Raw genomic sequence first — 25278 nt, forward strand, 5'->3', positions numbered from 1 at the left:
CTACCTTGCCCGGGATGGGCAAGAAGACGCGCAACCGAGCCGCCGCGACCGCCACCGCCGGGGAGAACCCCCGCCGGCCCTGCCCCTGCGGGTCCGGCAAGCGGTACAAGGCCTGCCACGGAGCCGGCGACGACGTGATCGTCGTCCGGCCGTTCGAGGGGCTGGCCGCCGAGCCGGACCTGGTCGCGATGCGGGAGTTCCTGCCGTCCGCGACGGCCGCACTGCCGGTGCGGGCGGGCGGGCCGGTGACGCTGGCGTCGGTGCTGCCCGGCGCGTCCGCCGCACTGGTCCGCGACGACGGCCAGGTCCTGCTCGGAATGCAGGTCCAGACCCGGTCCGGGGACCTCTCCACGGACCTCGCCGGCGCGCTGGCCTGGGCGCGCTCGGCCGAGCCGGGCTCGTCGCTGCCGGTCGTCGGCCCGGACCGGCGCACCAGCGAGCGGCTGCAGGACGTGCTGGAGCCGGACACTCCCCTGGAGCCGACCGTGCACGCCGACTTCGCGTGGTGGCTGCCCGGCGGTGAACCGGACCCCGAGGCCGCGGCGATGCTGGAGCGCGCCAACTCGGTGATCATGCCGACCGAGGCGGTCACCGGGCCGGGCGTGCGCGGGGCGTACTGGGTCGACGCCGGGTCGAAGGCGCACCTGCGCTGGGTGCGCACCGAGGACGAGACGACGCTGATGGCCGCGCTGGCCCGGCTCTCCGACCAGGACGGGCTGGAGCTGGGCGAGGGGTCCCGCTACGCCGGGTCGTTCCGGGCGCACGGGCTGCTGGTCCCGGTGTGGGACCTGGACCGGGAGATGCACTCCTCGGAGTGGGTGGGCCCGGCCGTCGCGTTCGCGAAGCGGCTGGACGAGGCGGTCGCCGGGCTGGCCGAGAAGCCACTGACCGACGGCGAGCACCGGGCCCGCGAGGTGCTGGCGGGCAAGCAGATCACCCTGCGGTGAGGTCCCGGCCGGCCCCGGTGCCGGGACGGCACCGGGACCGGTCCTCGGGGACCGACCCGGCGAACCTCAGACCCGGCGAACCTCAGACACGGCCGCCGGCGACCGCCGGGGCGGTCGGGTCGGTCGGCCCGCCCTTGGTGAGTTCGCGCGCCACGAAGTTCTCGAGGTGGAACAGGTCGTCGCCCGCCCGGCGGGTGACGGTGAGCAGGGTGGTCATCGAGGCGACCTCCTCGACCTGCTCCTTCAGGAACCACTGCATGAACTGCTCGCCCAGGTAGTCACCCTCGTCCCGGGCGGTGCGGGCGAGCGTGGTGATCTGCTCGGTGACCTGCTTCTCCTGAGTCAGCGCGAGGGACACGGCGTCCTCCACCGAGGTGAAGTCGTTCTTGACGTCGCCGACGCCCGGGATCGTCGCCCGGAGGTCGTTGTCGAGCAGGTACTGGACCATGCTCATGGCGTGGTTGCGCTCCTCCAGCGCCTGCGCGTAGAAGTGCGCGGCCATCTGGGGGAGGTCCTCGTCGTCCAGCCAGACGGCCACGGCGACGTACTGCTGGCTCGCGGTGAACTCGCTGCGGATCTGCTCCCGCAGCAGGGCGTGGAACTTGGTCTCGTCGGTCATGGGTTCCAGGCTAGCGATTCGCGACGCACTCTGGAGTCATTCAAGACTTGGCCTTCGTCTCAGTTGGACAGGGTGCCCTTTCCGCAGGTGAGGGGCCCTTCTGCGACGACCAGGAAGGGCTCAGAACGGGAGCCTTCCGGCCAGCAGCGCGTACCCGACGAACGCCACGACGTCGATCAGCAGGTGCGCCCCGACCAGCGGCCACAGCCGGTTGCCGCGCTGCCAGTAGCGGGCGAACACCAGCCCCATCACGACGTTGCCGACGAAGGCGCCGACCCCCTGGTAGAGGTGGTACGCACCGCGCAGCACGGCGGCGACCAGTGCCGAGCGGTTCTCCGACCAGCCGAGCTGGCGGAACCGGGTGAGCAGGTAGCCGATCATGACCACCTCCTCGGCCCAGGAGTTCGCGGCCGCGGACAGGACCAGCACCGGGATCCGCCACCAGGCGTCGGTGAGCGTGCTCGGCGCGATGTCCGGGGTGAGCCCCAGGACCCGGCCGAGCAGGTACAGGCCCAGTCCCGGGATCCCGATCAGCGCGGCCAGCCCGGCCGAAGCGAGCGCGTCCCGGCCCGGTCGTCGACCGTCCAGCCCGATCCGGCGCAGCGCGAACCCGGCGCGGAGCAGCAGGTAGGCGGCGAGCGCTCCCCAGCCGGCCAGCTGCATCGCCCGGACGAGCTGGAAGGCCAGGTCCAGCCAGGCGTCGGTGGAGGCCGGGGCGTTCAGGGCGACCTGCTGATCCGCGAGCGGCGCCGGGGCGAGCAGCGCCTCCAGCAGGGACAGCGCGCTGCGCAGCGCGGACAGCCCGAGCGTCACGGTCAGCACGACCGCGATCTCCAGGCCGATTAGCCGTCGTTCCCGCGGGTCGGTCACCGGTTCCGGGCACGCCGGTCGCTCCGGGACCAGCCAGGCCCGCAGCCGGTCCCGGGCAGCGCCGCTGCCGCGCGCGGGTGCGGCTCCGGTCGTCACGCCCCGATCATGGCAGCCCCGGAGCGGCTCGGGCGTGGGGCCGGCCGTGGTGCGTACCCTGGTCACCGTGTTGCGGCTGCTCGTGTCCCCCAGGTGGCTGACCTGGCACGTGCTCACGCTGGGCGCGATGGTCACCTGCGGGTTCCTGGCCGCCTGGCAGTGGAGCCGGGCGGGCTCGGCGATGGGCTCGGCGGTCAACGTCGGGTACGGCCTGCAGTGGCCGCTGTTCGCCGTCTTCTTCGGCTACATGTGGTGGCGCTTCCTGCGGATGGAGGCCGCCGCCCTGCGCGCGGCCGGCGACGGTGCCCCGGACGGGACCGACTCCGCGGAAGCCGCCGGTGCCGGAGCGGCCGCAGCGAACGCCGAGGCCGCGGCGAACGCCGAGCAGGCCCCGGAGCGCCCCGGAGCGGCTGCCGGCTCGACCGGGCCCGGGTCCGGCGGGGCCTCCGCGGCCGGGCGAGGGTCGGCCGGGCGGGATTCCGTGCCCGCAGGGGACTCCGTGGCCACCAGGGACTCCGTGGCCGCCAGGGACTCCGTGGGCGCCAGGGACTCCGGAGCCGCACAGGGCGACGACGGCGCCGCGCCGCGCCGGTCCCCGTTCACCCCGCGCCCCGCCGGGGTGGCACCGGCCCGGCACACCGACCCGCAGCTGCGGGCCTACAACATCGAGCTGGCCCGCCTGGCGGACCGGCACCGGGAGGAGACGTCGACGTGACCGTCGGAGGAGCGCTCAAGGCCTACCGGATCTCGGCCTGGGTCACCGGTGTCGGCCTGTTGCTGCTGACCTTCTACGCGATGCCGGCGAAGTACCTCTTCGACGACCCGCGCCCGGTCGCGCTGATCGGCATGGTTCACGGCTTCCTCTACATGATCTATATCGTGTGCACGCTGCTCCTCGCCGAGCGGTGCCGCTGGAAGCCGGTGTTCGCGGTGGTGATCCTGGCCGCCGGGACGATCCCGGTGGCCTCGTTCGTCGCCGAGCGCAAGGTCACCCGCAAGGTCGAGGCCGAGCACCTCAGCCCGGCCGGCGGCTGACCCGCCGTTCTCAGGCCGGCGGGGCCGAGCGGACCCGCGCCGGGCACCCGACCAGCTCGGCGAACCGGGCCTGCAGCTCCGCCGGTGTGCTCGCCTCCGCGGAGAACGCCAGCCGGACGTCCTGGGTGCCGCCGCCGGGAGCGGGCGCCCGCAGCCGCAGCCCGCACCGGTCGACGCCGATCGGTCGGAGCCGGCCGTCGGTGTGCCGCAGCGCGTGCGGCAGGTACCGGCGCAGCGCGCACAGCATCTCCGGGTGCGCCTGGTCCAGGTGCTCGAGCCAGGCCTGCTCGACCCGGCAGAACGGGTCCGGCTCGGCGGCACCCAGCTCGGACGGCGACACCGGCGCACACCCCTCGGCGTCGGAGTACACCAGCGACGAGGGGTGCAGCCGCAGCAGCGTCGCGCCCCGGCCGGCGTCGAGCAGGTTCGGGTGCGGCGCGATCTCGGCGAGCCGCAGGGTCCGGTCCCGCCCGGTCGTCGGGTCGGGCTCGTGTAGCCCGCCCAGCACCCACAGCAGCTCGCGCACCGGCTCGGCGAGCGGCACCGGGGTCGATCCGGTCAGTTCCAGCATCACCGGGAACCCCGCCGGGGTCACCCGTGCCTGGTGGCGCACCGGGTGGTCGTCGGGCAGCAGGAGGTCGGTCGTGCCGTCCGGCCACGTGTGGTGCATCAGCGGTGCCACCGGTTCCGGTTCCCCGGTCCCGACGAGTGCGGCGCGACCGCCGCGGGTCACGAGGCTGCGGGCGCGCTCGGCGACGGCGGGCGTCGGGGGGCGGCGCATGCGGGTGGTTCCCACTCTCACCTCCAATTAGGCTAACCTTACCTAATCAGGAGTGAGGGTCTCCTGTCCAGCGTCGGCCCACCCGGGTACGGGGCCGGGGGAGAACCCCCGTTGTCGGGTGACCGTGACCCGACCGTTAGCGTTCTTTGTCGTGATGACCGTGCCTTCGGGTTCCACCGCCGACCCGTGGCCGATCCGTCCGCTGCTCGCCGCGCTGGTCGACGACACCAGCCTCCTGCAGCCACGGGCCGTCGCACCGGGCGTCGACGCGGTGGTCTCGCGCTACCTCGCCGCCCGCGACGGTCACTACGGAGGCCTGGTCGGACGGCTGGTGTGCCCGGCTTCGCTACTGCCCGCCGTGGTCACCGAGCTGGCGCGGTCCGCGCCGGCGCGGCCGGCCGACCTCGCGCTCGTCGTCGACACCGGGCTCGGCGCGGTGCCGAAGGCGCTGTCCACGGTGTTCTCCCGGTCCAGCCTGCTCACCCCGAGCACCGTCGAGTGCCCGGCACCGCCGGACGTCGACGGGATCTGGCTGGAGCGGGTCTCCGAGTTCGTACCGGACGAGGTGACGCCGGTCGTCGAGCCGCGTCGCCCGGTCCCCGGGGACGAGGAGGGCACCGAGGCCTGGCTGGCCGCGGTCCGCAAGGTGGCCGAGCACGGCTGCACCCCGAAGATCCGGATGGGCGGGCCGCGCGCCTCGGACGTCCCGGAGACCGAGGACGTGCACCGCTTCCTCGAGGCCAGCCTGGAGACCGGCAACGGCGGGATGAGCGCGCAGGGGTTCGACCGGACGGTCCGCGAGGCCCCGTCCGACGACGGCGGCACCGGCCGGCACGGGCTGCTGAACCTGATCGTCGCCGTCGCCCGGATGACCGGGGTGTCCGCCTCTCCGGCCCCGGTGCCGGACGCACTGGAGTGCACCGACGGCGAGAAGCTCGCCCGCGAGCTGGACGAGCTGCCCGAGGCCGCCGTCGAGCAGGTGCGGACCGTGCTGCCGCGCTGCGGCGTCGACCCGGAACCGGTGCCGATCGCGGATCTGGTCGCGCTCGGACTGCTGGACTGAGATGACCTCCGGTTCCCGGGCCGGTGGCCCCCGCACGATCGGTTTCCTCGGCCCGCACGCCACCTTCACCGAGCAGGCGCTGCGCAGCCTGCCGGAGAGCGAGGGCGCCGACCTGGTGCCGCTGCCCGGCGCGCCCGCGGTGCTGGCCGCCGTCCGGGACGGGTCGGTGGACGCCGGCTGCGTGCCGATCGAGAACACCGTCGAGGGCGCGGTGCCCCCGGTGCTCGACGGCCTGGTCGAGGCGCCACCGCTGGTGATCGTCCGGGAGGCCCGGATCGCGGTCCGGTTCTGCCTGCTGGGCCTGCCGGGGAGCACTCCGTCGGGGGTGCGGACCGTCGCCTCGCACGGTCACGGGATCGCGCAGACCCGCGGCTGGCTCGCCGGCCACCTGCCGGACGCCGAGATCCGGGTCAGCTCCTCCACCGCGGAGGCGGCCGCGCAGGCCGCTCGCGGCGAGGTGGACGCCGCCGTCGCCGCGCCGCTCGCGGCCACCCAGCACGGCCTGCAGGTGCTGGCCGACGACATCGCCGACAACCCCGGCGCCGTCACCCGGTTCGTGCTGCTCACCCGCCCCGGCCGGCTGCCCGCGCCGACCGGGTGGGACCGCACCACGCTCGCGGTGACCACGACCAACCGCCCCGGCACGCTGCTCGGTCTGCTCACCGAGCTCGCCGTACGCGGGATCGACCTGAGCCGGATCGAGTCCCGCCCGTTCAAGGACCGGCACGCCGAGTACTGGTTCCACCTGGACTGCTCCGGGCACGCCGCCGACCCGGCGATGGGCGAGGCGCTCGCCGCGCTGTTCCGGCGCAGCGACCGGCTGCGCTTCCTGGGCTCCTACCCGCGTTCCGATCCCGCACCCGCCGCGCCGGCCGCCGGGACCGGGAGCCCGGTGGTGCCGCCGGGCGGTGCCGGCGCCGACGACCACGCCGCGTCCCAGCGCTGGCTGGCCGCGATCCGCGAGGGAGCGGGCACGTGAGCGAGCGTGCGGGCGAACCTGTCGGGCGGGACCCGGCCACCGCCTTCGCCGCCGTCGGGAGCGGGGCCCGGTCCGCGCAGGTCCCGCCGGACGACGGCGCGTTCCGGCTGGTGCTGGTCCGGCACGGCCGTACCCCGTCGAACGTGCGGCACGCGCTGGACACCGCGCTGCCCGGCCCGTCGCTGGACGAGCTGGGCCGCAGCCAGGCCGAGGAGGTCGCCGGCCTGCTGTCCGGCTGGCCGGTGCGCGCCGTGCACGCCTCGCACGCCACCCGCGCCCGGGAGACCGCGGAGCCGGTCGCGGCCCGTCTCGGCCTGCGGGTCGAGTTGCTGCCGGGAGTGCACGAGGTGTTCGTCGGGGACCTGGACGGGCGCGTCGACGGCCCGGCCCGCGACGAGTTCGACGCGATCTTCGCCTCCTGGTGGGACGGCGACCCGGACCGGCGGATGCCCGGCGGGGAGTCCGCCCGCGACCTGTGGGGCCGGTTCCTGCCCGACCTGGCGCGGGTGAGCGGCACCCCGGACGCCGCGGACTCCGGTGCGGTCGTGGTGGTCAGTCACGGGGCCGCGATCCGGCTCGCCTCGCTGGCCCTGCTCGGGGGCGAGGACGGTTCCGGCCCGGCTCGCCCGGACGCCCGCGACGGCCGGAACCGGCCGGTGCCGAACACCGGCCGGGTGGTGCTGCGCCGGGACCCGGACGGCTGGACGACCGAGCTCTGGGACCCGATGCCGGACCAGACCCGCTCGAACCACTGAGGCAGGCGACGCTCAACCCGGGCCCGGCCCCGGCCGGGCCACGGCTCGGTCCCGGCTCAGCCCCAGCCGAGATCGTGCAGCTTCTCCTCGGAGATGCCGAAGTGGTGCGCGATCTCGTGCACCACGGTGATCGCGACCTCGTCCACGACCTGCTCCTCGTCGTCGCAGAAGTCCAGGACCGCGTCCCGGTAGATCGTGATCCGGTCCGGCAGCTCGCCGGCGTAGTCCGCGGTCCGCTCGGTCAGCGCGACGCCCTCGTAGAGCCCGAGCAGCTCCGGCTCCTCGTCGTTCCGCGGCTCGACCAGGACGACGACGTTGTCCATCGCCGCGGCGAGCGGGGCCGGGACCAGGTCGAGGGCGTCGCCGACCAGCTCGTCGAACCGGTCGGGGGTCATCGGCACCGCCATCGCCGGCGGGTCAGGGAGGGCTCAGGCCGGGCAGCCCGGACGGCACGTCCAGGCTCGGCGGGGCCTCGGGCCGGGACGGGTCCGCGGGGTCCGGTGCCGCGGGCTGCCCGGACTCCGGCTGCTGGACCGGCGCGGGCGAACCCTCGGCCGACTCGGACGGCGCCGCCGGCGTGCCCGGAGCTCCGGACGGCACGCCCGGCGCGGTGGGTGCGGGCGGCGCGGCCTGGTCGGCGACGGTGAGCCGGCCCTTCAGCGAACCGGTGATCGACGCGAACCCGCTGCCGTCCGGGAGCAGGGTGCCCACGTTGCAGTTGACCTTGCGGCTGCCGGCCTGCCAGGACTCATCGGAGAGGTTGTTCCAGTAGACGGTCAGGCCCTTGTCGGCGATCACCTTGTCGTTGCCCGCGTAGGAGTTCGCCACGTCCGTGCAGGCCGGCTGCAGGAACTTGTCCTGGTCCTCGACGGACGGGAACTCCTCGGGGAACTCGGTCCCGAGGTCGACCACGCCGACGGTCTCGACGGCGTGCGGGGTGCCGCACCGGGTCGGGTCCCCGACGGTGCGCCCGTCGATCGCCAGGCAGGTGCCCACCGGCTGCACGGCGGACTGGTCCTGCTGGGCGACCTTGCCGGTCATCGGGAACATCGCGCCGCTGCGGGAGGCGGTCTGCAGGCCGCAGCGCATCCCCCGGTCGCCCTCGTCCCACCGCTGCTGGGACGGCTTGAGCGCGCCGACCCGGAACTTGCCGTCCGGGTCGTAGCGACCGTTCAGGTAGCGGTCGACGAGCGGGGTGCAGCGCTCCGAGACCAGCTTCTGCCAGGTCGCATCCGCCGGGAACACCGGCTGGTCGGCCAGCGCGACCCGGCCTGCCTGCTCGAACAGGTGCGGCTGCGCACAGTCGACGGCCGCGGTGTCGGTGGCATCCGCACGGGACCAGTTCAGGCAGGTGCCCGCGGTGTCCGGCGGGGGCGGCATCGGCGGGGGCGCGTCGGCCGTGGCGGCCCCGCCGGACGAGGCGAACGACCCCAGCACCGGCACCTCGGCGCCGAGCAGCGAGTCCATGGACGCGACCGCCAGCATCACGAACGCGCCGAGCAGGATCCCGATCCCGACCCGGCGGGCGCCGAGCAGTCCGCCGGAGCGACCGCCGCCGGGTGCCGCCGGCGTGTGGTCCGGCGAGACCAGCGTGGTGTCGGGCTCCGGCTCGGCGGCGCGCCGGCGGCGCGTCGGGGCCACCGGCGACGCGGACGCGCGGGTCGGGGCCTCGGCGTCGGCCGGGCGCGCGAGCACCGAGGTGCTGCCGCTGCTCCCGGCGGGGCCGCGCCGGGAGTAGCGGCCGTCGTAGCCGTCGTAGACCTGCTCCCCGGGCTGCCCGGGGGTCTCCGGGGGTCCGCCCTGGCCGGGCGCGGGGGCGGCATGCCGGCGGGTCGGGGGAGCGTCGCCGGTGGGGGAGCTGGGATCCATGGCACCGTCCATGATGCAGCCGGTCGGGGCGGCATCACCCGGCCGAGCACACCGGCGCGGCGGTCGGTCGCCGGTGTGCTGCGAACGTGCGGGGTGCCCGCGTGATGCGGTGTACCCGGCCGTGGTGCAGGCCGTTCGTCGGGACACCCCGGCCACCCGGCCCGCCCCGAACCGCAGCCGAATCGTCATCGCCGATCGGTTCGCGACGATCGTCGCGCCCGGTACGGTGCGCGGCGGGGGGTTTCTCAGAACGATGGATGTTGCGCGATGACCGACGACGGACGTCATTCCAGCGGTGACGACGGGACGAGCCGGTTCGACCGGCCGCAGGACGAGTCCGGCGGCCCGGACGGGACCGGGAACCCGACGGGGGGCGGCACGCCGCCCCGTGGCCGGATCCGGCAGCAGGACGGCAGCACCACCCCGCGCGAGCCGACGCTGGCCGAGAAGCGGGCCCGCGAGCAGCGCCTGGCCGCCGACCGCGAGGCGGTGCGGCTCAAGGAGGCCCGCTCCCGGACCACCAAGCGGGTGCTGATCGGTGCCGGCGCCACGATCGGCGTCGTCGCGCTGATCGCCGGCGTGTACGCGGCGTCCGCCCCGACCGAGGAGGTCGAGGCCCGCTGCGTCGACGAGAACCAGGTCGTCGTGCCGGACGAGAACTGCTCCGGGGCCTCGCAGAACGGGCAGGTCAGCAACGGTGGCGGGTTCGCCTTCGTGCCGATCTTCCTCGGCGGCGGCGGCCGGCAGTACCACTACAACTACGGCGGCTCCGGTGGCGTCGGCCAGGTCGCGACCGGCGGCACGGTGGCGCCGCCGTCGTCCGGAACGAGCGTGCGCAGCGGCACGTCGGGCAGCACGATCTCCCGCGGCGGCCTCGGGGTGGGCGGCAGCTCATCCTACGGCGGCAGCGGCAGCGGCTCCTCCAGCGGGAGCTGAGGCGTGCGACGCGAGCGCGGCACCCCGCGCCCGGACTGGCAGAGCATCGTCGCCGAGCAGGGCCTGGTGTTCGGCACCCCCGGCCGGGACGGGTCCGGCGGCGCGCGGCCGTACTGGGACGAGTCGGTGCACTACGCGTTCGAGATGGACGAGATCCTCTCGCTGGAGGCCGACGTCGAGGTCCTGCACTCGATGTGCCTGGCCGCGGTCGACCACGTGGTGACCACCGAGCGGTTCCGGGACTTCGCGTTGCCGGAGTGGAGCTGGCAGGCGATCACCGACTCCTGGAAGCGCTCGGACCCGCACATCTACGGCCGCTTCGACCTGCGGTACGACGGCTCCGGCCCGGCCACGCTGCTGGAGTACAACGCGGACACCCCGACGTCGCTGCTGGAGGCCTCGATCCTGCAGTGGTACTGGCTGCAGGACGTCCACCCCGGCGACGACCAGTGGAACTCGCTGCACGAGAAGCTGGTCGAGCGCTGGGGAGAGGTCCGGGCCGGACTGCCCTCGGCCGAGATGCACTTCACCTGGTCCGGGGCCGAGTCGTCAGGTGAGGACCACGTCACCGTCGGTTATCTACAGGAGACCGCGGCCGAGGCCGGTCTGGACACCGTCGGGTTGTCCATCGAGGACATCGGCTGGGACGCGGCGCTGGACCGGTTCGTCGACCTCGAGGAGGCCCCGATGTCCGGGGTCTTCAAGCTCTACCCCTGGGAGTGGATCCTCGGCGACTCGTTCGGCAAGCACGTCACCCGCAGCCTGCCGCAGACGCTCTGGATGGAGCCGCTGTGGAAGACGCTGCTGTCGAACAAGGCGCTGCTCGCGGTGCTCTGGGAGATGTACCCGGGGCACCCGAACCTGCTGCCCGCCTCGCTCGGCGACCCCGGGATCCTCACCGAGTACGTCCGCAAGCCGCTGCTCGGCCGGGAGGGTTCGAACATCCAGGTCGTCGCCCCCGGGACCGGCGCGCACGAGACCGTGACCGGTGGCGTGTACGGCGAGGAGGGCTTCGTCTACCAGATGTTCGCCCCGCTGCCCGAGTTCGACGGGTACCGGCCCTGCATCGGTGCCTGGCTGGTCGGCGACACCGCCGCCGGGATGAGCATCCGGGAGACCGCCGGTCTGATCACCGACGACGGCGCGGCGTTCGTGCCGCACCGCATCCCCACCACCTGACCGCTCCCCGTTCCGCTCCCCCTTCTTCTCCCCGCCGGAGGTAGTTCTCGTGATCCTCGCCCAGGCGCTCGACGCCACGTACTGGGGCTTTCTCACCCGTGGCATCGGCGCGATCCTGCTCTACGCCGTCATCGGCACCCTGATGATGCTGATCGGCTTCTGGGCGATCGACCTGACGACGCCGGGCAAGCTGCCCCGGATGGTCCGCGCCGGCCTGCCGAACGCCGTCACGATCACCGCCGCCGGGATGATCTCGATGGCGTTCATCATCGTGCTGGCGATCTACTCGTCGTACGGGTCGCTGCTGCAGGGCATGATCTCGTCGCTGGTGTTCGGCCTGGTCGGGATCATCGCCCAGGTTGCCGCGGTGCGGCTGCTGGAGTGGGTGACCGGGATCGACATCGGCGAGGTCATCCAGGCCGAGGAGCCGCGGGCCGCCGCCAAGGTGGTCGCGGCCGCGCACCTGGCGCTCGGCCTCATCGTCGCCGTCGCGGTGTTCTAGCCCCGGGGCTGCCGCCCCGAGGGGCACCTTCGAGGCCCCGGGAGGCGGGCGCGGCGTCCCAGGCCCGATCTTCTAGCCCCGGATCCCGTCCGCGAGGCCCTCGTCCAGCCCCACCCGGGTCAGCGCCGCGGCGAACCGGGCGAGCTCGTCGCCGTCGACCAGCCCGGCCAGCTCGTCCGGGTCGGTGGGCAGGCCGAGCCGCTCGGCACCCTGGCGCGCCTTGCCGTCCAGCGACGGGCGCAGCTCCGGCCACACCGCCTGCGCCTCCCGGGTGACGATCCCGGCGCCGGTCGGGCCGAGCCGCGGGAACGCGGTGAGCAGCTTCCGGATCCGCTTCGGGTCCCGGTCGGCCGCGTCGCGCAGCTTCCGCAGGTCACCGGCGTAGTCGTCGAGCAGCTGCGCGGCGCCGTCGCCGAGCGCGGTGGCCGTCTGCTCGTCGACCCGGGTGAAGTGCGCGCGGCCCAGCGCGTCCACCCGCTGTTGCCAGGTCGCGTCGCGCATCTTCTCCGGGGTGCCCATACCGGCGTCGATCAGCTCGCGGGTCGCGGCCACCCCCAGCGACGACTGCACCGGCGTCGAGAGCAGCGTGCCGAGCACCAGCAGCCGGTACAGCGGCGCCGGGGTGTCGCGCAGGGTGATGCCGGCCTCGTCGGCGTAGGTCGTGCCCGCGCGCTCCAGCAACGCGGACACGGTCGCGTCGTGTGTCGCCATACCGACCGGATACCCGCCCGCGACCCCCGTACGCGTGCCCGGGCGCCGCTCAGATCAGTGCTGTCGGATCAGTGCCGTCTGTCAGATCTGTGCTGTCAGATCAGGGCCGTCACCACGTCGACCCGAGCCTGCGGCGGAGGCATCGCGGCGATCTCCGCCCGGACCTCGCGGGCGGCGGCGGCCAGCTCGCCGTCGTGCACCAGCCGGTGCAGCGCCTCGCCGGTGACCGGCCCGGCGAGCCCGGCGCCGCGCCCCTCGACCAGCGCGGCGTTGTGCCGCCGGTCGCCGGGCCCGGGCAGGGCGAGCTGCGGGACCCCGGCGGTCAGCGCGGTGAGCACGCTCGCCGCTCCGCCACCGTGCACGACGGCCGCGCAGCCGGGCAGCACGCCGTCCGGCGCGAGGCGGCCGATCGTGCGCACCCCGGGACCGAGCTGCCGGGCCAGCCGTCCGGCTGGGCGGACCAGGACCAGTTCGCAGTCCAGCTGCGCCGCGGCCTGCACGGCGGAGGCCTGCAGGCTGCCGCGGACCGGCCCGCCGCCACGGGTCACCAGGATCCGCGGCCGCTCCGACGGCGCCCGCAACCAGCCGGGAACGTGCTCGGTGCCGGACGGCGGACCGGCCGGGACCGGCCGTACCGGGAGCCCGTCGCGCAGCCCGACGACGCTGGCCGGGGCGATCGTCAGGGTCACCGCCGGTGCCGGGACCTCGTGCACGCTGTGCCGGTGCCGGGCCCGCGCCACGGCCTTGGAGTCCAGGACGGCACCGAACGCGGCCGCGCCGTCGTGCAGGCCGTTCTCGTGCAGTACCGCAGGCACTCCGTGCCGGGCCGCGGCCAGTGCGCCCGCCACGGCCAGCGGCTCGTGCACCACGACGTCCGGGCGCCACTGCTCGGCCACCGTCACCAGGGTGTCGGTCAGCTCCTCGTTGACCGGCCCGAACAACGACCGCAGACCCGCCTCCGACCCGCGCCCGGCGAGCTCGGCGCGGGCCGCCGCCGGGTGCGTGACCAGCGACCGGGCCGCGAGCCGGCCGATCCGCACGTTCCGCGCGATGTCGATGAAGGGCAGCGGGTGGGTCGGAGAACCGGGTCCGGCGCCCGCCGGCAGCGCGTCGCCGCCGGCGGCCAGCAGCACCTCGTGCCCGGAGTCCCACAGCGCGTGGGCGAGCGGCAGCAGCGGCGCCAGGTGCCCCGTCAGCGGGGTCGCGACCACCAGAACGCGCACCGGTCGAGGGTAGCCATCCGGCGGAGCGTGCGGAGGGTCCCGGGGCGGGCCGTAGGCTCGTCGGTGTGATCGCCGAGAACCCGCCGCGGCTGGTCGCGACCGACGTCGACGGCACCCTGCTCGACGACCGCGACGCCGTCTCCCCGCGCACCGCCGCGGCGCTCACCCGGGCGGTCCGGGCCGGTGCCGGTGTCGTGCTCGTCACCGGACGGCCGCCGCGGTGGATCCCGCAGGTCGTCGAGCGGCTGCCGGAGGGCCTGGTGCGGCTCTGCGTGTGCGCGAACGGCGCGGTCCTCTACGACGCCGCCGACGACGTGCTGCTGGACGCGGAGACCCTGGACCCGGACGCCGTCCGCCGGGTGGCCGAGCTGGCCGGTGAGCTGTTCCCGGGGTGCGGGTTCGGCGTCGAGCGGGTGGGGACGGCCGGCAGCGGCGCCGCGTCCGGCGGGGTCACCCTCGGCTCCGTCGACGAGTTCCTCGCCGAGCCCGGCTACGTGCACGCCTGGGGAGACTCCGACGCCGGTCCGGCCAGCCGCGAGGAGTTGCTGGCCCGCCCGGTGACCAAGCTGCTGATCCGCGCCCCCGAGCTCACCAGCGAGCAGATGACCGCGCTGCTCGGCCCGAAGGTCGGCAGCCTGGCCGACCTGACGTTCTCGCACCCGTCCGGGCTGGTCGAGGCGTCCGCGCCGGGGGTCACGAAGGCGACCGGGCTGGCCGAGGTGGCCCGGCGGCTCTCCGTCACCGCGGCGGAGACCGTGGCGTTCGGGGACATGCCGAACGACCGCGAGATGCTGCGCTGGGCCGGGTGCGGGGTGGCGATGGGCAACGCGCACCCGGACCTCGCCGGGGTCGCCGACGAGGTCACGACACCGAACACCGCGGACGGCCTGGCCGAGGTCCTCGAACGCTGGTTCTGACCGGCGCCCGGGAGGGCGGGCACCGGTCGTCGAGCCGCACGCACCGTCCGGCGGCCACGGCCGACGTCGCTGGTCGAGTGGGGTTCGCCGGGCGTTCACCCGGTGCTCGCGGGCGGGTCCCGGGCCGCCCCCGGGCCGGGCCGGGATCGCGGCCGCGCGTACCATCACCGGCTGTCATCGCCCGGGAACGCGCCGGGTGCCAGCGGCACGCCTGGAGGGCACCACCCCGTGGCCGACACTCTGGACCGACCCGGTCCGCACCCGACCGGGTCCGGGCCCGACACGACCGGCACCGCCGATCGGCCGGCCGGTCCGGCGAGCGGTGAGGTCGCGGCCCTCGCGGCCGTGCAGGGCGCGGTGGCGAACCCGGCGACCGTCCGCGTGGCCCGCGCGATGTCGCTGTTCGGTGAGCACGCGGCCGGCTGGCTGGCGATCGGCCTCGCCGGTGCCGCGCTGGACCGGACCCGCCGCCGCGAGTGGCTGGGTTCGGCCGCCGCGGTCGTGTTCGCGCACGGCGCCTCGATCGGCGTCAAGCGCGTGGTGCGCCGGCGCCGCCCGGAACACCCCACGGTGCGGGTCCTCGTCGGCACCCCGAGCCGGCTGAGCTTCCCGTCCTCGCACGCCACGTCCACCACCGCGGCCGCGATCCTCTACGCCGGCCTGCTGGGCCGCTCGGCGCGGGCCGGTGCGGCCGCGACCGTGGCCACGATGGCGCTGTCCCGCCTGGTGCTCGGCGTGCACTACCCGACCGACGTCGCCACCGGTACCGCACTGGGTGCCGCCGTGGCCGTCGGAGCCCGTCGCACCATTTCTCGCACCCCGACCACCGGAGGGTGAGCGTATGACCAGCACCGACCCCACGAAGGTGCCCGCGAAGGACGCCGGCGCCACCTCGAACCGCGCCGCGCCGGAGACCGCGTCGGACGGTGCCGCGCCGGAGGGTGCCGCGTCGGAGACCGCCGGGGCGACGCCGGTCGCGACCGGCCCGGCCGCCGACTCGGCTGTCACCGGCTCCGCTGCCGCCGGCTCCGCTACCGCAGACGGTGCCCCCGCCGACGCCGCCACCGACATCGCCGTCGAGCCGGACGCCCCGGACGACGCCGGTGCTCCGGAGGGCCACGAGGGTGACGCCGCCGCGGCCGATCCGGACGCGTCCGAGGCCGAGGTCGCCGCCGTCCCCGGCCCGCCCGGGAAGCGCACCGCCGGCCGCACCGCCCGCGGCCTGCTCAAGACGATGCGCCCGCGGCAGTGGGTGAAGAACGTCCTGGTGTTCGCGGCCCCGTTCGTCGGCGGCGGCGTGTTCGACCTGCCGGTGCTGCTCGACTGCGTGCTCGCGTTCGTCGCGTTCTCGCTGGCCGCCTCCGGCGTCTACCTGGTCAACGACGCGCTCGACGTCGAGGCCGACCGGGTGCACCCGACCAAGTGCCGCCGCCCGATCGCGGCCGGCATCGTGCCGCTGCCGCTGGCCTACGTGACGGCCGCAGTGCTGTTCGTCGCGGCGATCGCGGTCTCGATCGCGGTCACCTGGGAACTGATCCTGGTGCTCGCGATCTACGTAGCGGTGCAGCTGTCGTACTGCCTGTGGCTCAAGCACCAGCCGGTGATCGACATCTGCATCGTCGCGTCCGGCTTCCTGATGCGCGCCATCGCCGGCGGTGTGGCCACCGGGATCGTGCTGTCCCAGTGGTTCCTGCTGGTGGCCGGGTTCGGCTCGCTGTTCATGGTGGCCGGCAAGCGCTACGCCGAGATGATGCTGGCCGAGCGGACCGGCGCGAAGATCCGCAAGTCGTTGGAGAGCTACTCGGCCTCCTACCTGCGCTACATCTGGTCGCTCTCGGCCACCGTCATGATCATGACGTACGGGCTGTGGGCGTTCGAGATCCGCGAGACGCACCACAACACCGTGTGGTCGGTGATCTCGATCGTGCCGTTCGTGATCGCGGTGCTGCGGTACTCGGTCGACGTCGACCGGGGCACCGGCGGCGAGCCGGAGGAGATCGCGCTCGGCGACCGGGTGCTGCAGGTGCTCGCGCTGGCCTGGATCGTGATGCTCACCCTGGCCGTCTACAGCTGATCCGCGCCGCACCGGGCCCGGCTCCCCGACGGGGGCCGGGCCCGTGGTGTGTCCGGTCCGGCGGTGGTTCAGGAGCGCCGGGTGTGCCAGGTCCAGGTGGCGGCCAGGCCCACGGCCAGCGTCGTCGGCGCGGGCAGGCCCAGCGCCGCCAGCCCGCGCGAGGGGTCCAGGCAGCTGCGACGCAGCTCGCCCGGCCGCGCGGCCTCGAACTCCGGGGCGAAGGCGTCCGCGTCCAGCCCGGCGACCCGGCCGATCGTCGCGGCCAGCTCGGTGATCGTCGACTCGGTGCCGGTGCCGACGTTGAACACCTCGCCGGCCAGCTCCCCGGCAGCGAGCCGGTCGGCGGACGCGAGCGCGGCCCGGGCGACGTCGCCGACGTAGAGGAAGTCCCGGGTCTGGCCGCCGTCGCCGAACACGGTCGGCCGCCCGCCGGTGCGGGCCCGGTCGCAGAACAGCGAGACGACGCCGGCCCCGCCCGCCGGGTGCTGGCGTGGGCCGTAGACGTTGGCGAACCGCAGCACCAGCGCCGGCAGCCCGTGCGCGCGGACGAAGAACCGGGTGTAGCGCTCCGCGGCGAGCTTGCCGAGACCGTACGGCGACTCCGGCTCCGGCGGCTCGTCCTCGGTCGTCGGCAGCGGGGCGCCGTCGCCGTAGATCGCACCGCCGGTGGAGCAGACGACGACCGCCCGGGCACCGGCGTCCCGCGCGGCCTGCAGCACGCTCAGGGTGCCGAGGACGTTCACCGACGCGTCGTGCAGCGGGTCGGCCATCGACGTCCGGACGTCGATCTGGGCGGCCAGGTGGTACACCGCGTCCGGTCGGAACTCCGCGGCGATCACGGCCATCCGCCCGGTGTCCCGGATGTCCGCCTCGATCAGCCGGGCCGCCGGGTCCAGGTTCTCCCGCTTGCCGGCCGAGAGGTCGTCGACCACCAGCACCTCGTCGCCGCGGGCGATCAGCGCGCCGACCAGGGTGGAACCGATGAATCCGGCTCCGCCGGTGACGAGTGCGCGCATGCTTCCTCCGGGGCCGTGGGGGACAGCTTGGTGGCCGTGGTCGTCGACTCCGACACGGTATCGCCACGGCGCACGCGGACCGGGCCCGGATGATCACCCGGTCGACCGGGCACGGGGACGATCGCAGGCCGTGATGCGGTAGAGCGTGCTGCCACCGCCGGAGAGGACCGGTTCGAAGCCGGGGACCTCGCCGATGCCGGCGAGTCCCGGGTAGCTGTGGGACCGGGCGTCGTCCGGCCAGAACGAAACCGGTGCGTCGATCACATGGGTGACACCGGCGGCCCGCGCGGCGGGGCACACGGTGGGATCGCTGGCCGCATCGCGAAGCCGTTCCTGCACCACCCGCTGATCGGGGGTCCAGTTCCCGGACATGTGCGGGAACGTCACGTCGTGCTCGGTCAGTGGGAACAGCAAGACGTTGCCCGTCCACGGGTTGGCGGCCACCACTGCGTCGGCGGGCAGCAGCCGCCCGGCGGACTCGAGGAAGTCCCGCTGGCCGGGTGCGAGCATCGTCGTGGCGTCGCGCTGGTAGGTGGCCGCCAGGGTGATCGCGTGGACGCCGATGCGGAACCCGTCGGAGGCGAGGACCAGGCCGGCGGTGACGACGGCGGTTGCTGGAACGACGAGGAACCGGGTCCGGCCGGGCGGGAACGGGCTTCCGCGAAGCCGCCCCGCCCAGCTGATCAGCAGCCCGGTCGATCCGAGTACGCCGACGGCCGCCAGCGGCACGCCGGTGACCGGGACCACCGCGCTGATCCGGTACGAGTCGTTGTACCAGGCTCCGGTGAGTGCGGTGGTCAGCTCGTCCTCACGGGACGCGGCGAGCAGGTAGAGGAAGCCGGAGGTGAGGTGGGCGGGCACCAGCCAGCCGGTGCTCGCCCGGCGCACCGCGAACACGGCGCCGACGACCACCAGCACCGAGATCACCCACAGCTCCGGACGCTCGTTCATGGCGTTCCACAGCACGCCGAGGAGCGCACCGTCGGTGTCGGTGAACGCGGGCCAGTCGAACGACCGCACGGAGTCGAGGACCGGTGAGGACGCCAGGAACCAACCCGTCGCGGCCACAGCTGCGACGGCACCGGCCACCGCCGCCACCGGCATCACGTACCGGCAGGTGGGGAACTGCCGCAGGGACAGCCGGACCGCGGCCCACAGCAGCGGGGACAGCCCCAGAACCACGAGGCTGACCACTGCGTTCGGATGGGCGAATCCGAGAGCGGGTACGGCGAGCAGGCCGAGTGCAACCCCTCCGGGCCGGCCGAAGGCGCCGCGACCGTCTGCGAGCCCGAGCACGGAGACGACCGCCGCGAGTCCCGCCGGGACGAGCGCCAGGCCCAGCAGGTTCGGCCACAGGACACCCCAGGTCATCACCATCCACGGCATCGCCGTGAACGCGGTCGCGAGCACAGGGGTGACCAGCGGGGCGCCCGCCGAGGGACCGATGATCTGCCGGACCAGCAGCACGCAGGACAGCGGCCAGGCGACGGCGGCGACGGCGATGGCGACGAGATTGCTCGCGACCGGGATCGTCGCCCCGGAGGTCATGACGACCAGCGCGACGAGGTCGTGCCACGCAGCCGGATAGGCGACCGGGTGACCGGGGTTCGTCAGACCGCCGAGAGTGAGGGACGAGCCGTCGCCGGTGTGCAGGATCCAGGCGACCGCGCTGTAGTGGTGGACCGCGTCGTACGTCGCCGAGATCGAGTCGACCGGGCCGAACCCCAGAACGACCGTCAGCCAGCCGATGGCGACGGTCACGACCATCCCGACGAGCAGTGCTGGGCTGGAGTACCGGTCGTCGGGTGCCGTCCGGTCCCCGGTGGCGCCCGGAAGCCCCGGACTCAGGGTGGCGAGGCTCGCCGAGGGCGAGCGGAGCGCCCGCGTGATGAGGAGGCGGACGGCCAGCGCCCCGCCGGCGACGGCCAGCGAGGCTACGGCTACCTGCCACGGTCCCCATGCGGCACCGAGGCGGCTCGCGACGACCGCGGACGTGGCGATGACGCCGATCGAGACCAGCGGGGCCGCCCCCCAGCAGGCGATCCCCCGCCAGCCGGCTGCCCGGCCGATGATCGCTCCCGGTAGCACACACCACGCTGTGGCGATCAGACCGACCGGGACCGCTGCCAGCCACGTCATGATCGGCGGCGATCCGTCAGGAACCGAGGGGCCGGAGCCTGCGGCCGATCGTCGGAGCCGGCCGTCATGACCGGTGACCGACGAGCCTCGACGTTCGCACCTGGCGGAGCATAGGACAGCGAGTGGGTGACCCGAACGGGTAGGTCAGAGCCGGGTGGTCTGCTCCGGAGACCGGTCGTCGTGGCTTCCGCCCGTCCCGTTGCCGGTCGGCGGAAGTGCCTCGGTGGCGGACCGCTGCTCGGTGAGCTCGCGGAGCCGCTCGGCCAGCTCCTGCTCGCGGCGGGACAGCTCGGCGTCCCGGACGGCGATCTGCCGGGCGAGGTTCGTCAGGTGCTGACTGATCTCCCGGTCCCGCAGGTAGGAGTTCAGCATCCCGAACACGAACGCGACGACCAGCAGGTAGACGATCAGGTCGGTGCCACGGCCGATACCCAGCGCGCGGGCCAGGACCGTGACGTCGTCCGGCCGGAGCACGGCGTAGATGTTGACCAGCACGAACGCGCCGAACGCGATCCGCTTGCTGGCCCGCACGCCGACCGTCTGACCACTGCGGACGAAGTAGAGCAGTGCACCGATGGCGGCCAGCAGCAGGATGATCTGCAGGATCACCGTGTTCGCCTCCAGGATCATCGCTGCCGCACCGACAGATCGAACAGAATGTTCACCCCGTTGAACAACGACTGCCCCTTGGACCGGGAGTACTCGGTGTATCGGATCGTTACCGGGACCTCGCGCACCCGCCACGACGATCGGGCCAGCGTGGCCACGATCTCGGACGCGTGCGCCATCCCGTTCATGGTGATGCGGAGCTCGTCCGCGGCGGCGCGGGACAGCACCCGCAGGCCGTTGTGCGCGTCGGTCAGCCGCAGCTTCCGGCTGGCCGGCGACAGTGCCGCGACCGTGCGCAGCACCAGCCGCTTCAGGGCGGGCACCGGTTCGGTGGGCTCCAGGAACCGTGAGCCCAGGACGACGTCGGCGGTGCCGCCGCGGATGAGCTCGGCCATCCGCTCGGCGTCGTGCACGTCGTGCTGGCCGTCGGCGTCGAAGGTGACGATCCGCTCGGCGCCGCGGCGCAGCGCGTACTCGATCCCGGTCTGTAGGGAGGCGCCCTGACCCAGGTTGATCGGGTGCCGGACCAGGTGCGCGGGAGTCCCGGCGACCTGCTCGGCGGAGGCGTCCCGGCTGCCGTCGTCCACACAGACCACGTTCGGGAAGACGGTCCGGATCTCGGCCACGACGTCGGCGATGACGGTCTCCTCGTTGAAGACGGGGACCACCACCCACGTGCCGGTGTCGGGCACCCTCGCTCCCTCGCGCCAGTTCGTCCCCGCAGATCTGCCGGGAGGGAGTGGTCCCGCCCGCGTACAGGCTATCCCCCGCGTTCCGGGCCGGAAGGCAGGGGAGGACGGCGAACCGGACGAAAGGTGCGTTCCGTACCGTCGGGGTCGTGGACCCCCGCGCGCTTCTCGAGCTGATGTTGTCCGACCTGGACGCGGCGCCAGAACTGTACCGGCCGACCGACTTCTGGCGGACCGGCCTGGAGAAGGTGGTCGCCGACCTGCGCGAGCGCGGTTTCGACGAGTTCCGCCGGCACCCCAGCGCCACCTTCTTCTACGCCCCCCGCTACGCCCCGGTGTCCCGCCCGGCGATGGCGCTGTCGCGGGCGTTCGCGTTCGCCGGCACGCCCGGGAAGCTGCTGGCCGAGCGGATCGACCAGCTGCCGGTCGCGCGCGGGCACCACGCCGCGGTGCGCGCGCTGGACCCGGCGGAGCGGGCCCCGCGGCTGGACGGGTTCTCCGAGTCGACCGTCGGTGCCCCGGCCGAGCAGCTGGTCTTCGGCGGACGCCGGTACAGCCGGTCGTCGCTGAACTACCTGCGCGGCCTGGTCATGCTCAAGCGTGCGGTGCCGGACCTGGAGGTCTCGACCGTGCTCGAGATCGGCGGCGGCTTCGGCACGCTCGGCGAGATCCTGGTCCCGCGCAACGAGGGCCTGCGCTACATCGACGTCGACATCCCGCCGGTCGCCGCCGTCGCCACCCACTACCTGCAGCAGGTGCTCGGCAGTAGCCGCGTGCTCGACCACGCGGCGACCCGGGAGCAGGAGAAGATCTCGATCGACGAGATCGAGCAGCCCGCGACGGTGCTGTGTTCCTGGCAGCTGCCGAAGCTGGCCGGGACCGTCGACCTGTTCGCCAACTTCATCTCGTTCCAGGAGATGGAGCCCGAGGTCGTCGCGAACTACGCGAACCTGGTCACCGACCTGGGCGCCCGCTGGCTCCTGCTGCGGAACTCGCCGACCGGCAAGCCAGGAGTGCGCGAGCCGATGCTGCGGCAGCGCTACCTGGAGTTCTTCGACCGCTACGAGCTCGTCGACTCCGACGCCGGGCTCTACGGCCAGGACTCCGAGGGCACGGTGTCCGAGGTGATGGTCCTGGCCCGGCGTTCCTGAGCACGGGCCTCGTAGGGTGGCGGCCATGCGCATCCCGGACGCGATCGAGATCGGTGGCCACCGTGTCGGGCCCGGCGAGCGGCCGTTCGTCATCGCCGAGATGTCCGGTAACCACAACGGGTCCCTGGACCGGGCGCTGGAGATCGTCGACGCGATCGCCAGCTCCGGGGCCCAGGCGGTGAAGCTGCAGACCTACCGGGCCGACACGATCACCATCGACGCCGACGGCCCGGCCTTCCGGATCCGCGACGACCACGGGCTCTGGGGCGGGGCGAACCTGTACCAGCTCTACGAGCAGGCGCACACGCCGTGGGAGTGGCACGAGCCGCTGTTCGCCCGGGCCCGCTCACACGGCCTGGTGCCGTTCTCCAGCCCGTTCGACCCGACCGCGATCGAGCTGCTGGAGTCGCTGGACGCGCCGGCGTACAAGGTCGCCTCGGCCGAGCTGGTGGACCTGCCGCTGATCCGGCGGATGGCCGGGACCGGCAAGCCGCTGGTGATGTCCACCGGGATGGCGACGCTGGCCGAGATCGACGCCGCCGTGACCGCCGCCCGGGACGGCGGGGCCACCGAGATCGTGCTGCTGGCCTGCACGGCGTCGTACCCGGCCGACCCGGTGGATGCGAACCTGCAGACGATCCCGGCGCTGCGTGAGGCGTTCGGGGTGCCGGTCGGGCTGTCCGACCACACCCCCGGCATCGGCGTGCCGGTCGCCGCGGTGGCGCTCGGGGCGGTGGCGGTCGAGAAGCACGTGACGCTGCAGCGGGCCGACGGCGGCGTCGACTCCGACTTCTCGCTGGAGCCGCACGAGCTGGCCGCGCTCTGCACCGAGACCGACGTGGCCCGGCGCGCGCTCGGCCCGGCCCGGTTCGGCCCGCGGGAGTCCGAGCGGGACACCCTGGCGCTGCGCCGCTCGCTCTACGTCGTCGCCGACGTGGCCGCGGGGGACGAGGTCACCGAGGCGAACGTGCGCTCGATCCGGCCGGCAGGCGGGCTGCCGACCGACACCATCGGAACCGTGATGGGCCGGACCTTCACCCGGGACATCGCGCGGGGCACGCCGTTGACGTGGGACCTGATCTGACCCGTTCGCCGCGTATGCGAGACACTCCCACGTCGTGACGACCCTCGAGTGGAGCTCCACCCGCGGGGCCGATCCGGCCACCGTCTCTCCGGCGGCCCTGCCGGTCCTCACCGGGGTGCTGCTCGGCGCCGCGGTGTCGTGGCTGATGCACCGGGTCCCGACCGACGACGCCTTCATCACGCTGAACTACGCCCGCCAGCTCGGCCTGCACGGCAACTGGGGGATGGTCGACCGGCTCGAGTCCAACACCGCGACCAGCCCGCTGTCGGTGTTGCTGCTCGGCGGGCTCACCGCCGTCCTGCGGAACGCCCCGCTCGCGCTGGCGGTCGCGACGACGGCCCAGTTCGCGGTCGCCGGGTACTGGCTGCACGGCATCGCGGTCCGGCTCGGTCTCGGCCGGTGGCTGTTCGCGCCGCTCGCCCTCGCGACGCTCGCCGTGAACCCGCTGCTGATGTCGGCCTACGGGCTGGAGAGCCAGCTGGCGCTGACGCTGCTGATCGGGGCCGGGTGGGCGGTCGTCACCGGTCGCGCGGGCCCGGCCGGGGTGCTCGCCGGCCTGCTCGTGCTGACCCGGCCGGACCTGGGCCCGTCGGCGCTGGTCGTGCTCGCCGCGCTGCCGGCCCGCCGGCTCCGCGCCGCCGGGGCGGCGGTGCTGGTCACGGTGCCGTGGTTCGCCGCGTCGTGGTGGTTCCTCGGGTCCGCGGTGCCGGACACCGTCGTGATCAAGGGGCCCGAGTCGTGGGGCGGGACCTCGTTCTGGAACAGCGTCCCGCACTACTTCTCGATCCTGCCCGGGCCGGTCGCGCTGTCCGTGGTCCCGGCCGTCGTCGGGGTGGTGGCGTTGCCGTGGTGGTTCCGCGAGCGACTGGCCTGGGTGTGGGCGGGCGCGGCGCTCGTGCACTACGTGACGATGTCGCTGCTGCATCCCGGCCCGTTCTTCTGGCACAGCACGTTCTGGCTGTGCGGACTGGGGCTGGTGGGATCCGCCGCGGTGGCCCGGGTGCTGGTCTCCGGTCGCCCCGTCTGCGGGCCGGTCGCCGCGCTGGCCGGGGTCTACCTTCTCGGCACCGCGTGGACCGGGCTGAACGACGGCCTGCCCCGCGACGGGTTCGCCCCGATCTCGTTCAACTGGGCCACCCCCGCCCAGTACGAGGCGCTGGCCGCGCGGCTCCCGGCCGGGACCACCGTGCTGTCGCCGGGGGAGATCGGCACGCTCGCCTGGTTCTGCGAGTGCCGGGTCGTCGACCAGTTCGCCGACCGCGGCCGCTTCACCCCGTTACTCGAGGAGCGGCTCGCCACCGCGGGGCCGGTCACCCGGACGCTGCTGGAGGCGAACTACGCGCGCTTCGAGCGTCCGGGCGCCGTCCCGCTCGACCTGCGGATCGACACCCGGCTGGCACCGGCCGGGACGCCCGGCGGGGAGCTGACCTCGCTGTTCACCCGCTCCGTCCGGGTGGTGACGGTCGGCTCGGTTCCGCCAGGAACTCCCTGACCAGGGCGTTCACCTCGACCGGGAACTCGCGGTTCGACCAGTGCCCCGCCCGGGCGGTCTTGCCGAGCCGGCTCCGGGACCGCGCGCAGGCCGTTCGCGTGCGCGGCGGTGATGTCGAGGGAGCATCGTCGTGCTCCTCATTCCCGTGGCTCGACGGGATCCGTCACGAGCAGACCCAGGTGCTCGGCGACGACCTTCATCACCGAGTCGTGCGTCGCCACCGTGACCGGCTCGCCGATCAGGAGCGCCGTCGCCAGGTGCAGGGCGTCGAGGGTCGTGACGTGCCGCTCGATGGACTCGGCGACGGTGTGCGTCCCGCGGCTGATGTCGAGCATGCCGACGCGGTCGAGGAGGGGCGCCCCGTCGACGAGCGGCCTGTCGTCGCGCCGCAGGACGCGGATCACCTCCGTGCGCAGGAGACGGGACGAGACGAAGGTCGTCCCCGTCGCCTGCATCCAGGACTGCAGCCGTTCGCGTTCGGGGACGTCCAGGATCGTGCGGAGCGCCACCGAGGAGTCGAGATAGACGAGGTCCGCGAGCAC

General features: G+C 74.2%; 27 protein-coding genes. 15 read left to right on the top strand and 12 right to left on the bottom strand.

Annotation, left to right across the window (positions count from 1 at the left end; translation table 11 throughout):
- Window positions 1-14 precede the first annotated feature (14 nt).
- Window positions 15-947 (top strand): DUF5926 family protein, encoded by a 933-nt coding sequence (locus ACLFMI_RS03855; RefSeq protein ID WP_410946323.1) that lies wholly within the window; start codon window positions 15-17, stop codon window positions 945-947.
- 82 nt (window positions 948-1029) lie between these two features.
- Here the strand turns inward: ACLFMI_RS03855 and ACLFMI_RS03860 are convergent, their stop codons facing one another.
- Together ACLFMI_RS03860 and ACLFMI_RS03865 are read right to left on the bottom strand one after the other, a co-directional pair.
- Complete coding sequence (locus ACLFMI_RS03860) at window positions 1030-1566, bottom strand: ferritin (protein WP_410946324.1); 537 nt, start codon at window positions 1564-1566, stop codon at window positions 1030-1032.
- 120 nt (window positions 1567-1686) lie between these two features.
- On the bottom strand, window positions 1687-2532 hold the full coding sequence (locus ACLFMI_RS03865) for a CPBP family intramembrane glutamic endopeptidase (RefSeq protein ID WP_410946325.1): 846 nt from the start codon (window positions 2530-2532) through the stop codon (window positions 1687-1689).
- Window positions 2533-2599: 67 nt separating this feature from the next.
- Here ACLFMI_RS03865 and ACLFMI_RS03870 point away from each other — a divergent pair, with 67 nt between their 5' ends.
- Both ACLFMI_RS03870 and ACLFMI_RS03875 read left to right on the top strand, forming a co-directional pair.
- A complete protein-coding gene (locus ACLFMI_RS03870; RefSeq protein WP_410946326.1) occupies window positions 2600-3247 on the top strand; it encodes a hypothetical protein in 648 nt (215 codons plus the stop codon).
- A complete protein-coding gene (locus ACLFMI_RS03875; RefSeq protein WP_410946327.1) occupies window positions 3244-3567 on the top strand; it encodes a DUF3817 domain-containing protein in 324 nt (107 codons plus the stop codon). The genes ACLFMI_RS03870 and ACLFMI_RS03875 overlap by 4 nt, the downstream gene beginning before the upstream one ends.
- 10 nt (window positions 3568-3577) lie before the next feature.
- Here the strand turns inward: ACLFMI_RS03875 and ACLFMI_RS03880 are convergent, their stop codons facing one another.
- Window positions 3578-4348 carry a DUF2470 domain-containing protein gene (locus ACLFMI_RS03880; protein WP_410946328.1) on the bottom strand — a complete coding sequence of 257 codons (771 nt, stop codon included), beginning with the start codon at window positions 4346-4348 and terminating at the stop codon, window positions 3578-3580.
- A gap of 154 nt (window positions 4349-4502) precedes the next feature.
- Between ACLFMI_RS03880 and ACLFMI_RS03885 the strand changes: the two genes are divergently transcribed.
- From ACLFMI_RS03885 to ACLFMI_RS03895, 3 genes are read left to right on the top strand one after another with little or no spacing between them, the layout of a single operon-like run.
- Window positions 4503-5411, top strand: coding sequence for a hypothetical protein (locus ACLFMI_RS03885; protein WP_410946329.1), 909 nt, complete (start codon window positions 4503-4505; stop codon window positions 5409-5411).
- A 1-nt stretch (window position 5412) separates the two neighbouring features.
- The gene (pheA, locus tag ACLFMI_RS03890; RefSeq protein ID WP_410946330.1) at window positions 5413-6390 is read left to right on the top strand and encodes a prephenate dehydratase; all 978 of its coding nucleotides are present in this window, start codon (window positions 5413-5415) and stop codon (window positions 6388-6390) included.
- The gene (locus ACLFMI_RS03895) at window positions 6387-7145 is read left to right on the top strand and encodes a histidine phosphatase family protein (protein ID WP_410946331.1); all 759 of its coding nucleotides are present in this window, start codon (window positions 6387-6389) and stop codon (window positions 7143-7145) included. Before pheA ends, ACLFMI_RS03895 begins: the two co-directional genes overlap by 4 nt.
- 56 nt (window positions 7146-7201) lie before the next feature.
- Here the strand turns inward: ACLFMI_RS03895 and ACLFMI_RS03900 are convergent, their stop codons facing one another.
- Both ACLFMI_RS03900 and ACLFMI_RS03905 read right to left on the bottom strand, forming a co-directional pair.
- A complete protein-coding gene (locus ACLFMI_RS03900; RefSeq protein WP_410946332.1) occupies window positions 7202-7552 on the bottom strand; it encodes a metallopeptidase family protein in 351 nt (116 codons plus the stop codon).
- 10 nt (window positions 7553-7562) lie between these two features.
- Entirely contained in the window at window positions 7563-9014 is a 1452-nt protein-coding gene (locus ACLFMI_RS03905) for a septum formation family protein (RefSeq protein ID WP_410946333.1), read from the bottom strand.
- 267 nt (window positions 9015-9281) lie between these two features.
- Here ACLFMI_RS03905 and ACLFMI_RS03910 point away from each other — a divergent pair, with 267 nt between their 5' ends.
- From ACLFMI_RS03910 to ACLFMI_RS03920, 3 genes are read left to right on the top strand one after another with little or no spacing between them, the layout of a single operon-like run.
- Window positions 9282-9950 carry a hypothetical protein gene (locus ACLFMI_RS03910; protein ID WP_410946334.1) on the top strand — a complete coding sequence of 223 codons (669 nt, stop codon included), beginning with the start codon at window positions 9282-9284 and terminating at the stop codon, window positions 9948-9950.
- A gap of 3 nt (window positions 9951-9953) precedes the next feature.
- A complete protein-coding gene (locus tag ACLFMI_RS03915; RefSeq protein WP_410946335.1) occupies window positions 9954-11129 on the top strand; it encodes a glutathionylspermidine synthase family protein in 1176 nt (391 codons plus the stop codon).
- 49 nt (window positions 11130-11178) lie between these two features.
- Complete coding sequence (locus ACLFMI_RS03920; protein ID WP_410946336.1) at window positions 11179-11631, top strand: DUF350 domain-containing protein; 453 nt, start codon at window positions 11179-11181, stop codon at window positions 11629-11631.
- A 72-nt stretch (window positions 11632-11703) separates the two neighbouring features.
- Here the strand turns inward: ACLFMI_RS03920 and ACLFMI_RS03925 are convergent, their stop codons facing one another.
- Both ACLFMI_RS03925 and ACLFMI_RS03930 read right to left on the bottom strand, forming a co-directional pair.
- Window positions 11704-12342 (bottom strand): endonuclease, encoded by a 639-nt coding sequence (locus tag ACLFMI_RS03925; protein ID WP_410946337.1) that lies wholly within the window; start codon window positions 12340-12342, stop codon window positions 11704-11706.
- A 95-nt stretch (window positions 12343-12437) separates the two neighbouring features.
- Window positions 12438-13565 (bottom strand): nucleotide disphospho-sugar-binding domain-containing protein, encoded by a 1128-nt coding sequence (locus ACLFMI_RS03930; protein ID WP_410946338.1) that lies wholly within the window; start codon window positions 13563-13565, stop codon window positions 12438-12440.
- A gap of 65 nt (window positions 13566-13630) precedes the next feature.
- Here ACLFMI_RS03930 and ACLFMI_RS03935 point away from each other — a divergent pair, with 65 nt between their 5' ends.
- The 3 genes from ACLFMI_RS03935 (at window position 13631) to ACLFMI_RS03945 (ending at window position 16556) form a co-directional block, all read left to right on the top strand.
- The gene (locus ACLFMI_RS03935) at window positions 13631-14482 is read left to right on the top strand and encodes an HAD family hydrolase (RefSeq protein ID WP_410946339.1); all 852 of its coding nucleotides are present in this window, start codon (window positions 13631-13633) and stop codon (window positions 14480-14482) included.
- Window positions 14483-14710: 228 nt separating this feature from the next.
- Window positions 14711-15319, top strand: coding sequence for a phosphatase PAP2 family protein (locus tag ACLFMI_RS03940; protein ID WP_410946340.1), 609 nt, complete (start codon window positions 14711-14713; stop codon window positions 15317-15319).
- Window positions 15320-15551: 232 nt separating this feature from the next.
- Window positions 15552-16556 (top strand): decaprenyl-phosphate phosphoribosyltransferase, encoded by a 1005-nt coding sequence (locus tag ACLFMI_RS03945; protein WP_410946618.1) that lies wholly within the window; start codon window positions 15552-15554, stop codon window positions 16554-16556.
- Window positions 16557-16624: 68 nt separating this feature from the next.
- Here the strand turns inward: ACLFMI_RS03945 and ACLFMI_RS03950 are convergent, their stop codons facing one another.
- The 4 genes from ACLFMI_RS03950 to ACLFMI_RS03965 form a co-directional block, all read right to left on the bottom strand.
- Window positions 16625-17572 (bottom strand): NAD-dependent epimerase/dehydratase family protein, encoded by a 948-nt coding sequence (locus tag ACLFMI_RS03950; RefSeq protein ID WP_410946341.1) that lies wholly within the window; start codon window positions 17570-17572, stop codon window positions 16625-16627.
- Between the two features lie 93 nt (window positions 17573-17665).
- Window positions 17666-19711, bottom strand: a complete 2046-nt coding sequence (locus tag ACLFMI_RS03955) for a DUF6541 family protein (protein WP_410946342.1) — start codon at window positions 19709-19711, stop codon at window positions 17666-17668.
- A gap of 144 nt (window positions 19712-19855) precedes the next feature.
- Complete coding sequence (locus ACLFMI_RS03960; protein ID WP_410946343.1) at window positions 19856-20341, bottom strand: DUF2304 domain-containing protein; 486 nt, start codon at window positions 20339-20341, stop codon at window positions 19856-19858.
- Window positions 20338-21012: a glycosyltransferase family 2 protein gene (locus tag ACLFMI_RS03965; RefSeq protein ID WP_410946344.1), complete on the bottom strand. Its 675-nt coding sequence runs from the start codon at window positions 21010-21012 to the stop codon at window positions 20338-20340. Before ACLFMI_RS03965 ends, ACLFMI_RS03960 begins: the two co-directional genes overlap by 4 nt.
- A gap of 146 nt (window positions 21013-21158) precedes the next feature.
- Here ACLFMI_RS03965 and ACLFMI_RS03970 point away from each other — a divergent pair, with 146 nt between their 5' ends.
- From ACLFMI_RS03970 to ACLFMI_RS03980, 3 genes are read left to right on the top strand one after another with little or no spacing between them, the layout of a single operon-like run.
- A complete protein-coding gene (locus ACLFMI_RS03970; RefSeq protein WP_410946345.1) occupies window positions 21159-22160 on the top strand; it encodes a putative sugar O-methyltransferase in 1002 nt (333 codons plus the stop codon).
- 25 nt (window positions 22161-22185) lie between these two features.
- The gene (gene pseI / locus ACLFMI_RS03975; RefSeq protein ID WP_410946346.1) at window positions 22186-23244 is read left to right on the top strand and encodes a pseudaminic acid synthase; all 1059 of its coding nucleotides are present in this window, start codon (window positions 22186-22188) and stop codon (window positions 23242-23244) included.
- Between the two features lie 34 nt (window positions 23245-23278).
- On the top strand, window positions 23279-24736 hold the full coding sequence (locus tag ACLFMI_RS03980; protein WP_410946347.1) for a hypothetical protein: 1458 nt from the start codon (window positions 23279-23281) through the stop codon (window positions 24734-24736).
- 137 nt (window positions 24737-24873) lie between these two features.
- Here the strand turns inward: ACLFMI_RS03980 and ACLFMI_RS03985 are convergent, their stop codons facing one another.
- Complete coding sequence (locus tag ACLFMI_RS03985; protein WP_410946348.1) at window positions 24874-25278, bottom strand: PIN domain-containing protein; 405 nt, start codon at window positions 25276-25278, stop codon at window positions 24874-24876.

This window comes from Pseudonocardia nantongensis (genome assembly GCF_046546495.1).
Taxonomy (GTDB): domain Bacteria; phylum Actinomycetota; class Actinomycetes; order Mycobacteriales; family Pseudonocardiaceae; genus Pseudonocardia; species Pseudonocardia nantongensis.

Coding starts and splice junctions, on each gene's coding strand:
- pseI (WP_410946346.1), top strand. CDS start 22,186: ATGCGCATCCCGGACGCGATCGAGATCGGTGGCCACCGTGTCGGGCCC.
- ACLFMI_RS03960 (WP_410946343.1), bottom strand. CDS start 20,341: ATGATCCTGGAGGCGAACACGGTGATCCTGCAGATCATCCTGCTGCTG.
- ACLFMI_RS03885 (WP_410946329.1), top strand. CDS start 4,503: ATGACCGTGCCTTCGGGTTCCACCGCCGACCCGTGGCCGATCCGTCCG.
- pheA (WP_410946330.1), top strand. CDS start 5,413: ATGACCTCCGGTTCCCGGGCCGGTGGCCCCCGCACGATCGGTTTCCTC.
- ACLFMI_RS03925 (WP_410946337.1), bottom strand. CDS start 12,342: ATGGCGACACACGACGCGACCGTGTCCGCGTTGCTGGAGCGCGCGGGC.
- ACLFMI_RS03900 (WP_410946332.1), bottom strand. CDS start 7,552: ATGGCGGTGCCGATGACCCCCGACCGGTTCGACGAGCTGGTCGGCGAC.
- ACLFMI_RS03860 (WP_410946324.1), bottom strand. CDS start 1,566: ATGACCGACGAGACCAAGTTCCACGCCCTGCTGCGGGAGCAGATCCGC.
- ACLFMI_RS03950 (WP_410946341.1), bottom strand. CDS start 17,572: ATGCGCGCACTCGTCACCGGCGGAGCCGGATTCATCGGTTCCACCCTG.
- ACLFMI_RS03880 (WP_410946328.1), bottom strand. CDS start 4,348: ATGCGCCGCCCCCCGACGCCCGCCGTCGCCGAGCGCGCCCGCAGCCTC.
- ACLFMI_RS03855 (WP_410946323.1), top strand. CDS start 15: ATGGGCAAGAAGACGCGCAACCGAGCCGCCGCGACCGCCACCGCCGGG.
- ACLFMI_RS03905 (WP_410946333.1), bottom strand. CDS start 9,014: ATGGATCCCAGCTCCCCCACCGGCGACGCTCCCCCGACCCGCCGGCAT.
- ACLFMI_RS03910 (WP_410946334.1), top strand. CDS start 9,282: ATGACCGACGACGGACGTCATTCCAGCGGTGACGACGGGACGAGCCGG.
- ACLFMI_RS03955 (WP_410946342.1), bottom strand. CDS start 19,711: ATGACGTGGCTGGCAGCGGTCCCGGTCGGTCTGATCGCCACAGCGTGG.